Raw genomic sequence first — 7,900 nt, 5'->3', positions numbered from 1 at the left:
CGCGCCGGACTGCAGCGCACGCTCGACGCCATCACCGGCGGCCCCGCGTTCGTGCGCGACCGGCGGCAGAACCTGGTCGCGACCAACGCTCTCGGGGCCGCGTTCTACTCGCCCGTCATCGGTGCGGGAGGCGGAACGCCCAACCTCGCGCGGTTCCAGTTCCTGGATCCGGCCGCCCGCGACTTCTACCCCGACTGGGATCTCTTCGCGCACATGTGCGTCGGGATCATGCGCGTCGAGGCGGCCCGCGACCCTCATGACCGGGCACTCCAGGACCTGGTGGGCGAACTCACGACCAGGAGCGAGACGTTCGCACGGTTGTGGTCGGCGCACGACGTCCGCACGCACGGCGGCGGCACGAAGCGCTTCCACCATCCCGTCGTCGGCGATCTGGCCCTGGTCTACGAGGAACTGGCGGTCACCGCCGAGGACGGCCTGCGTCTGCTCGTCTACACGGCCGAGAGCGGGACGCCCTCCGCGGAGCGCCTCCAGCTCCTCGGCAACTGGACAAGCGGCAGCGACGTCCGCGCGGGAGCCCTCGAGTGAGCGTCGCGTCCGCAGACCCGTACCAGGAGGCGTCGCTCGCCGAGCTCCTCGCCGCGCTCGACGCCGGCACCACCGTCACGGGCGGCTCGCCGCTGCACGCCGTCATGCACGCCACCAGCCAGGAGGCGCTCCGCATCGCGGGCGAGCTGAACGGCGGCTACCGCGAACCCGCGGAGGTCCGCGCGCTCCTCGTCCGGCTCACGGGCAGGCCCGTCGACGAGAGTGTGACGCTCTTCCCGCCCTTCACCGCGGACTTCGGCAGGAACATCACGCTGGGCAAGCGCGTCTTCATCAACTCCGGCTGTCGGTTCCAGGACCAGGGCGGGATCACCATCGGCGACGACTGCCTCCTCGGCCACAACACCGTCATCGCGACACTCCAGCACGGCCTCGCGCCGGCCCGCCGCGCCGACCTCCTCCCCTCGCCGGTCGTCCTCGGCCGCTCCGTCTGGCTCGGCGCGAACGTCACGATCCTCCCGGGAGTCGTCATCGGAGACAACGCCGTCATCGGCGCCGGTTCCGTCGTCACCCGGGACGTGCCCGCGAACGCGATCGCGGTGGGCTCGCCCGCGCGGGTGGTGCGCCGCCTCGAGGAGTGAGGCGACTCGATCGGCGTCAGCGGCGCAGCGGCTCGCGGTCTCGGGTGAGGGGGGCCGATCGCAGGGCGCGGGCGTAGATGCGGTAGCGGTGCACCTGCTGCGCGGACGCCTCCGCGCGCGTCGGGCGGAGCGACGAGAGGTGGTAGACCAGCCTCCGCGAGGCCATCCCGGCGAGCACGACGGCGCGCCACAGCCGCTGCTGGAGGTCCGAGCGCGCCATCCGCCAGCCGTAGAGGTCGAAGAGGTTCACGATCCAGGCGGTGCTGACGCGGCCGTCGACGTCGCTCGAGGAGCCGCCCATCGCGTGCAGCGCGTGCAGCCGCGGGTCGAGGACCACACGCAGGCCCTCGGCGCGCAGGCGCAGGCAGATCTCGACGTCCTCGGCGTACATGAACCAGCGGTCGGTGAGCCCGCCGATCCGGCGCCAGAGGGCGAGCGGGACCATCAGGCAGCCGCCGCTCACCCAGTCCACATCGCGCGGCTCGCCGTGCAGGTCCGCGGCGAAGAGGTAGTGGCCCTCGAACGCCGCGAAGCGGCGGCCCAGGCGCGAGAGTCCCGTCTGGTGCAGCAGCATCCGCGGGATCGTCGGCGCGTGGCCCGCGGCGACGATCACCACGTCCTCCCCCTCGTTCTCGAGCAGGGGCGAGACGGCGCCGATGGTCGGGTCGGCATCGAGGAGCGACGCGAGGGAGGCGACGACGGCGGCCGAGATCTGCGCATCCGGGTTCAGGAGCAGCAGGTGGCGGCCGGAGGCGTGCGCGGCCCCGAGGTTGACGGCCCGCGAGAAGCCGGCGTTCTCGGTGTTCTCGACCACCTGCACGGCCGGGTACTCGGCGCGCAGCACAGCGACCGTCTCATCGCGCGAGAGGTTGTCGACCACCACGATCTCGATGCTCTCGTCGCGGCCATCCAGCGCGTCGAGGCAGGAGCGGATCACGCCCACGCTGTTGTAGGTGACGATCACGATCGACACGGCCAGGGCGCCGCTCACGGCAGCACCTCCAGCATCGCCGTGCGCAGGCGCTGCACGACCGCGTCCCAGCTGTAGTGCTCGAGCACCGGAGCCGGGTCGAGGGCGGGCCGCGGATGCGCGACGAGCTCGCGGATCGTCGCGGCGATCGCCTCCCCGTCGCGCGGATCGACGAGGTGCGCGTGCTCGCCGAGGATCTCGCGGAACACCGGAATGTCGCTAGCCAGCGTCGGCGTTCCGCAGGCGAGGGCCTCGAGTGTCGGCAGGCCGAAGCCCTCGTCGAGGGTGAGGAACAGGAACAGCGCGGCGTTCTCGTAGAGCCAGCGCAGCTCCTCCACCTCGATCCGGCCGAGGAGTCGCACCGAGCCGTCGTCGAGCGCCGCGCGGACCGCAGGCAGGAACTCCGTCCGCACCCCGGAGGCCTCGCCGACGACGAGCAGCGGAAAGGCGGGGGAGAGCACCCCGGAGGCGAGGGCCGCCTCGATCGCGGTCGCGAGGTTCTTGCGGGCGTTCAGCCGCCCCACCGCGAGCAGGAAGCCGTCGAGTCCGTCGACGCCGGCGGGCGCGACGGGCTCGGCGCTCGCGAAGGCGCGGCTCAGCCCGAGGCCGACGGGCACGGCGGAGCGGGCGGCCGACGTGCGGACGATGCGGCGCGACTCCGCCGCACTGCTGGCGATGACGAGGTCGGCCCGCCGGATGCTGAGCGGCATGAGCGAGAAGTAGGCGCGCTCGGTGCGGGTGAACCACTCGGGATTCGTGAGGAACAGGAAATCCTGCACGAACACGGCCGAACGGCCGAGGAGGGGCGTGAAGTTGTGGGCGAGCGTGATGTCGGGCCGCAGCCGCAGCGCGAGCAGTGCGAGCTCGAGAACGGCGCTCACCCCCTGCGGGCGCAGCCGGGTCGCGACGACGCGAGCACGGTGTCCGAGTTCGCTCCGCGCTGTCTCCACGGCCGAGGAGGGCACGGCGACGACAAGCGAATCCTCGGGAAAGGAACGCGCCCAGGAGAAGACGATCTCGCGCATGACGTCGCGATTCGAGATCGGTCCGCGGATCCACCAATTACCATCGAGCAGGATCCGAAGGGATCCTCGGTGCGGACCTTTACCGGGCATTCGACCCCTGTCTCGGAATGGGTTCTCTGATGGATGTTCCGACTGTAGCGAACGCCCGCGAGCACTGACGACTCCGGCTCTGGAGCAGGCCGCCGCACTGAGGAGAGGTCCTATGAGAACCCGACGCCGCATCGCACTCGTCCGCTGGGCGGTCGCCGCTCTCGGCGCGGTCGTCGTGCTCAATGCGGTCGTCGTCGCGCAGGTGCAGGTGGGCTGGGACGCGGCGACCGACTTCCTGAGTTCGGTCACGGCGCTCACCAACATCCTCTCGGTCGTCGCGTTCACGATCGCGGGCCGCAGCGCATGGCGCTCGGCGCGATCTGGCGGGCGGAGGCGCGCACGCGCGGGGCGCACAGAACCGTCCCGGATCACGGTGCTGCGCACCCTCAACGCCGCGACCCTGGTGAGCATGTCGGGCCTGTTCCTGGTGATCTACGGCCCCACGGTGCTCGGCGATCCGGCACAGATGAACGCGAGCACGGTCGTGCTGCACGTGCTCGTCCCGGCGCTCGCGCTGGTCGAGCTGATGGTGATTCCTGGCGCGGGACCAGTCGATCTGCGACTGGTCTGGCTGGTGATGGTGTTCCCCGTCGTCTGGTTCGCGTACACCTTCGTACGCGGCGCACTGACGTCGCGGTATGTGTACGAGTTCCTCGATCCCGAACTCTCCGGAGGCTCCCGGATCGTGGCGAGCATGACCCTCCTCATCCTCTCGATCTTCTTCCTGGTCGGAGTAGCGACCCTGTCGCTGCAGCGGTGGCGGACGGCCCCCTGAGAGTGGTTAGTATGAGCGCCGATGCCCGCCTTCGGGGGAGGGGTTATTCCTCCGGATCGAATGCCGTGCACTGTCGCATCGAGCGGTAGGGCGATGTCGCAGATCACCGGGAGAACGCCTTCTCGACGGGTGTCCGCACAACAGGGGGAGAAACGGGACATGGGCAGGTCCGTCGTCATTATCGGCACGCGCGGCTATCCCAGCTATTACGGGGGATTCGAGACAGCGGTCCGACGTCTTGCGCCTTTCCTGGCACAGCAGGGCTGGGATGTCACCGTCTACGGGCGTCCGGGCACAACGTCGCTCGACGACCCGGACCGGGACGCGCGGGTCCGCACCCGCCAGACCCGGGGCGTCGAGAGCAAGTCGCTGAGCACCCTCTCGTACGGCCTGACCGCCGCGCTCGACGCCGCCGCGCACAAGCCCGACGTCGCCCTGGTCCTCAACTGCGCCAACGGGTTCTGGCTGCCGATCCTCAAGAAGCGCGGCATCCCCACGGTCGTCAACGTCGACGGCATCGAATGGGATCGCGCCAAGTGGGGCCGGTTCGCCAAGTTCGTCTTCCATCAGGGGGCGGTCTGGACCGCCCGCTACGGCGACCGCCTGGTCTACGACGCGGCCGCGATCGAGGCGCGCTGGAGGTCCGAGTTCGGCCGCGAGGGCGATGTCATCCCCTACGGCGGTGACGTGCCTCCCGATCACCCGGTGGAGCCGGGGTTGACCCACCGCGGCTACGCCTGATCGTCGCCCGCTTCGTCCCCGAGAACACGGTGCCCGAGTTCGTGGAGGCCGCCTCCCGCATCGCCCGCACGCGGGACGTCGTGATCGTCGGCTCCTCCGGCTACGGTGGCCCGATCGACCAGGCCGTCAGCGCGCTCGCCGCGCAGAACCCGCGGGTGCACTGGTTCGGCCACGTGAGCGACGACACCCGGCTGCACTCGCTCTGGCAGCACGCGGGCGCCTACTTCCACGGACACAGCGTCGGAGGCACCAACCCGGCGCTCGTGCAGGCCATGGCCTGCGGCTCGCCGGTCGTCGCCCGCGACACGGTCTTCAACCGGGAGGTGCTCCGCGACGCGGGGCGCTTCGTCGCGCCGACTCCCGACGCGATCGCCGAGGGGATGCTCCGCGTGCTGAACGACCCGATCGAGCAAGAGCGGCTCTCGTACCGCGGTCATGAGCGGGCCCTGCACTCCTACTCGTGGGCCGAGGTCAACGCGGGCTACGAGCGCTCGCTCCTCAGCGTCATCGCCGCTCGGAGCACCGCGGGAGCGGGCAGGAGCCGGGCGTGACCGCCCCGCGCGATTTCGGCTACGACGACCTCCTCATCAGCTACTACGTCGGTCCGCTGACGGGGGTGACTCCGGAGCGCGTGCGGACCGCCCTGCGTGATCTGCTGCTCTCACCGCGCGGCGCTCCGCTGCTGCGGCGTCGGTCGCGCTCGGGCCGGTGGCGGAGGATCGACGCCGCCGCCGCGCTCGACGCGGCCGGGCGCGCGGTGCGGATCCTCGACGAGCGGCTGGAGCGCGAGGTGCTGGCGCGCCGCCTCCTCTCGTCGCGTTTCACCGCGGGCGAGCTGCCCCTCCGGATCGTCTTCGACGGCGCGTCGCTCGGCTTCACCCTCCCGCACACGCTGTTCGATGGCACGGGGGCGACGGCGGTCGTGGCGCTGGTGATCGAGAAGCTGGGGGCTCCAGGTGTCGATGCGGTCGAGCCCAAGCCGCTCGCGGAGGCTCCGCTCCGGGAGGCGATGGCGCGTTTCGAGCTCTCGGGCCTCGCCGCCGCCCGGACCGCTCGCGATACGTTCCGCTCGCTGATCGCCGAGACCGAGACGGGCTACCAGCTTGAGCAGACCCTCGAGAAGGAAGAATCGGAGCGCCGCGCGCGGCTGGTCACCCTCGTGCTGACTCCCGAGACCCTCCGCGCCGTCGCCGCGACTCCTGAGCAGGCCCGCGACGGGCGCCGCCCGGCCCGGCCCCCGGTGTCCCTGAAGGCCGCGAGCCTCGTCCTGCGCTGCCTCCGGGATTGCGCCGCGGAGGGACTCGACTTCCGCGTCGTCGTGCCGGTCGACGGTCGGCGCTGGATCGCCAAGGGCACCGAGGTCAGCGGCAACTTCTCGCCCTCGCTGCCGATGGGCCGTCTGCGCGCCGACGACTGGTCGGCGACCTCGCTGCTCGACCGGCTCTCAGCGGCGACCAAGTCGGGCCTCCCCGTGACGTGGCTGCTGGCCGGCGCGCTTCTGGGCGTGAAGAACGCCGTGAAGGACGCCGTGCGGCTCCCGATCTCCCGGTGGCGGCCGCCCGTCGGCACTCCGCGCGTGCCCTTCGAGATCCACGTCTCGCTGCCCGCGACCGAGGTGCCGGTTCCCGAGGAGCTGCTGCCCCGGATCGAGCCGGACACCATGGTCGGCGGTGTGCCCGGGCACCTCCGCTTCCCCCTGGGCGTCTGGGTCGAGGTGGCGCCGATGCGCGAGAGCATGCACGTGACGATCCACGACGAGACCGGCACCTTCGCTCTTGACGGATTCGAGGAGCGGCTGCTCGCCGCGGTCGGCGCCCGCTCCGTGGACGCCTCGTGAGCCGCCTGCTGCGCCTGCTCGACTCCCCGATCACCATGCTGGCGAGCCGGCTCTCGGTCGCTGCTCTCGGCCTGGTCAGCGCTCCGATCATCGCGCAGTCCCTCGGCCCGAGCGGCCGCGGGGAGACGGCCGCGGCCCTCGCGTCGATGTACCTCGTCCCGATCGTCCTCGCACTCGGCATGCCGCTCGAGATCCGGCGGCGTGTGCTGGCCGCCGGCGACCTCGGGGCGGTGCGCACCGCCCGCCGGCTCGCGCTGCTCACGGCGATCCCCGCGGCGCTCGTCGCCTGGCTGCTCGCCTCCACCCTGCTCTCGGCGCTGGACGAGGCGGCCACGATCGCGGTCGTCGTCGCGATCACCGGCACGCCGCTGATGGTCTGCTGGATGATCGACATCGGCGTGGTCGGCGCGCAGCGGCGCTTCGGGGCGGTCGCCCTGCTCCAGGCCACCCAGCCGCTGGTGTACGTCGGCGGGATCGTGCTGCTGTTCCTCCTCGACGCGATCACGGTCTCGGGGGTGCTCTGGTCGAACTTCGCCGGCTCGGTCATGACGGCCCTGATCGGCTCGCTGCTCAACCGCACCCGGGGCGCCGCGCCCGCTCCCTGGCGCCCGGTCCTGCGCGGCAGCGTCACGTTCTACGGCGCCCAGGCCTCGGACGCGGCGTACCAGCGCCTCGACCAGGTGATCATGCTGCCGCTGATCGGCTCGCACCAGGCGGGGCTCTACTCGGTCGCCGTGACCATCGGCACCCTGCCGGTGTTCCTCGCGCACGCGATCGCGGCTCCGGTGTTCTCGGACATCACCCGCACCGCGGGCGTCGCCCGCGTCACGGTGACCGGGGATGCGCTGCGCTCGGCGTTCGCCGTGGGGGTCGCCTCGGCGCTGTTCCTCGCGGCGGTCTCGCCCTGGGGTGTGCCGTTCCTCTTCGGCTCCGAGTTCGCGGAGGCGCTGCCCGCGGTGATCGTCGCGATCATCGGCTCGATCTTCGTGGTCGTCACCGTCAGCGCCGGCGAGGTGCTCTCGGCGCGCAACAAGGGCCTCCGCCTGACCCTCGCGCAGGGCGCGGGCCTGATCACCTGCCTCGCGCTGCTGTTTGGTTTCGGCCCGGCGAACGGGGCGATCGCCGCCGCCATCGCCAACGCGAGCGGGATCCTGATGGCGCTCGTGGTCATGCTGCTCGCGATCCGGCCGCCGGCGCGTACGCTCGTTCCGCGTCCCTCCGATGTGCCGCTGGTCGTCCGCCGCCTCACCACCAGGGGCGGAGCGGCGTGACCCGCGCGGCGCCCGTCGTGCCGCGCGCGGGCGTGCAGAGCGTCGC

Annotated in this window: 9 protein-coding genes; 7 read left to right on the top strand and 2 right to left on the bottom strand. The window is 71.8% G+C overall.

From position 1 onward, the window contains the following. Nucleotides 1-546 (top strand): MmyB family transcriptional regulator (locus tag ACH61_RS12850; protein ID WP_068212628.1); only part of this gene is annotated, 546 nt, incomplete at its 5' end. Next, entirely contained in the window at nucleotides 543-1,145 is a 603-nt protein-coding gene (locus ACH61_RS12845) for a DapH/DapD/GlmU-related protein (RefSeq protein ID WP_068212626.1), read from the top strand. The genes ACH61_RS12850 and ACH61_RS12845, both read left to right, overlap by 4 nt. A 16-nt stretch (nucleotides 1,146-1,161) precedes the next feature. On the opposite strand, the gene ACH61_RS12840 is transcribed toward ACH61_RS12845, so the two are convergent. After that, the gene (locus ACH61_RS12840) at nucleotides 1,162-2,136 is read right to left on the bottom strand and encodes a glycosyltransferase family 2 protein (protein WP_068212623.1); all 975 of its coding nucleotides are present in this window, start codon (nucleotides 2,134-2,136) and stop codon (nucleotides 1,162-1,164) included. Continuing rightward, nucleotides 2,133-3,140 carry a glycosyltransferase family 4 protein gene (locus tag ACH61_RS12835; RefSeq protein ID WP_082845254.1) on the bottom strand — a complete coding sequence of 336 codons (1,008 nt, stop codon included), beginning with the start codon at nucleotides 3,138-3,140 and terminating at the stop codon, nucleotides 2,133-2,135. The genes ACH61_RS12840 and ACH61_RS12835 overlap by 4 nt, the downstream gene beginning before the upstream one ends. Before the next feature lie 202 nt (nucleotides 3,141-3,342). Between ACH61_RS12835 and ACH61_RS17505 the strand changes: the two genes are divergently transcribed. From ACH61_RS17505 to ACH61_RS12815, 5 genes are all read left to right on the top strand, one after another. Then, nucleotides 3,343-4,005 (top strand): Pr6Pr family membrane protein, encoded by a 663-nt coding sequence (locus ACH61_RS17505; protein WP_068212617.1) that lies wholly within the window; start codon nucleotides 3,343-3,345, stop codon nucleotides 4,003-4,005. Between the two features lie 159 nt (nucleotides 4,006-4,164). Next, nucleotides 4,165-4,746, top strand: a complete 582-nt coding sequence (locus tag ACH61_RS18525; RefSeq protein WP_236713684.1) for a glycosyltransferase — start codon at nucleotides 4,165-4,167, stop codon at nucleotides 4,744-4,746. A gap of 29 nt (nucleotides 4,747-4,775) precedes the next feature. Beyond that, nucleotides 4,776-5,297, top strand: a complete 522-nt coding sequence (locus tag ACH61_RS18520; RefSeq protein WP_236713683.1) for a glycosyltransferase — start codon at nucleotides 4,776-4,778, stop codon at nucleotides 5,295-5,297. After that, entirely contained in the window at nucleotides 5,294-6,583 is a 1,290-nt protein-coding gene (locus ACH61_RS12820) for a hypothetical protein (protein WP_068212614.1), read from the top strand. The genes ACH61_RS18520 and ACH61_RS12820 overlap by 4 nt, the downstream gene beginning before the upstream one ends. Further along, the gene (locus ACH61_RS12815; RefSeq protein ID WP_068212612.1) at nucleotides 6,580-7,854 is read left to right on the top strand and encodes a lipopolysaccharide biosynthesis protein; all 1,275 of its coding nucleotides are present in this window, start codon (nucleotides 6,580-6,582) and stop codon (nucleotides 7,852-7,854) included. Before ACH61_RS12820 ends, ACH61_RS12815 begins: the two co-directional genes overlap by 4 nt. Nucleotides 7,855-7,900 lie beyond the last annotated feature (46 nt).

Origin of the sequence: Rathayibacter tanaceti (assembly GCF_001634385.1) — a bacterium.
GTDB lineage: Bacteria > Actinomycetota > Actinomycetes > Actinomycetales > Microbacteriaceae > Rathayibacter > Rathayibacter tanaceti.
This window is presented reverse-complemented; position numbering and strand designations above follow the sequence as displayed.

Bases quoted from the DNA above. Each gene is read 5' to 3' on its own strand.
- ACH61_RS12835 (WP_082845254.1), bottom strand. From the start codon at position 3,140: ATGCGCGAGATCGTCTTCTCCTGGGCGCGTTCCTTTCCCGAGGATTCG.
- ACH61_RS17505 (WP_068212617.1), top strand. From the start codon at position 3,343: ATGAGAACCCGACGCCGCATCGCACTCGTCCGCTGGGCGGTCGCCGCT.
- ACH61_RS18525 (WP_236713684.1), top strand. From the start codon at position 4,165: ATGGGCAGGTCCGTCGTCATTATCGGCACGCGCGGCTATCCCAGCTAT.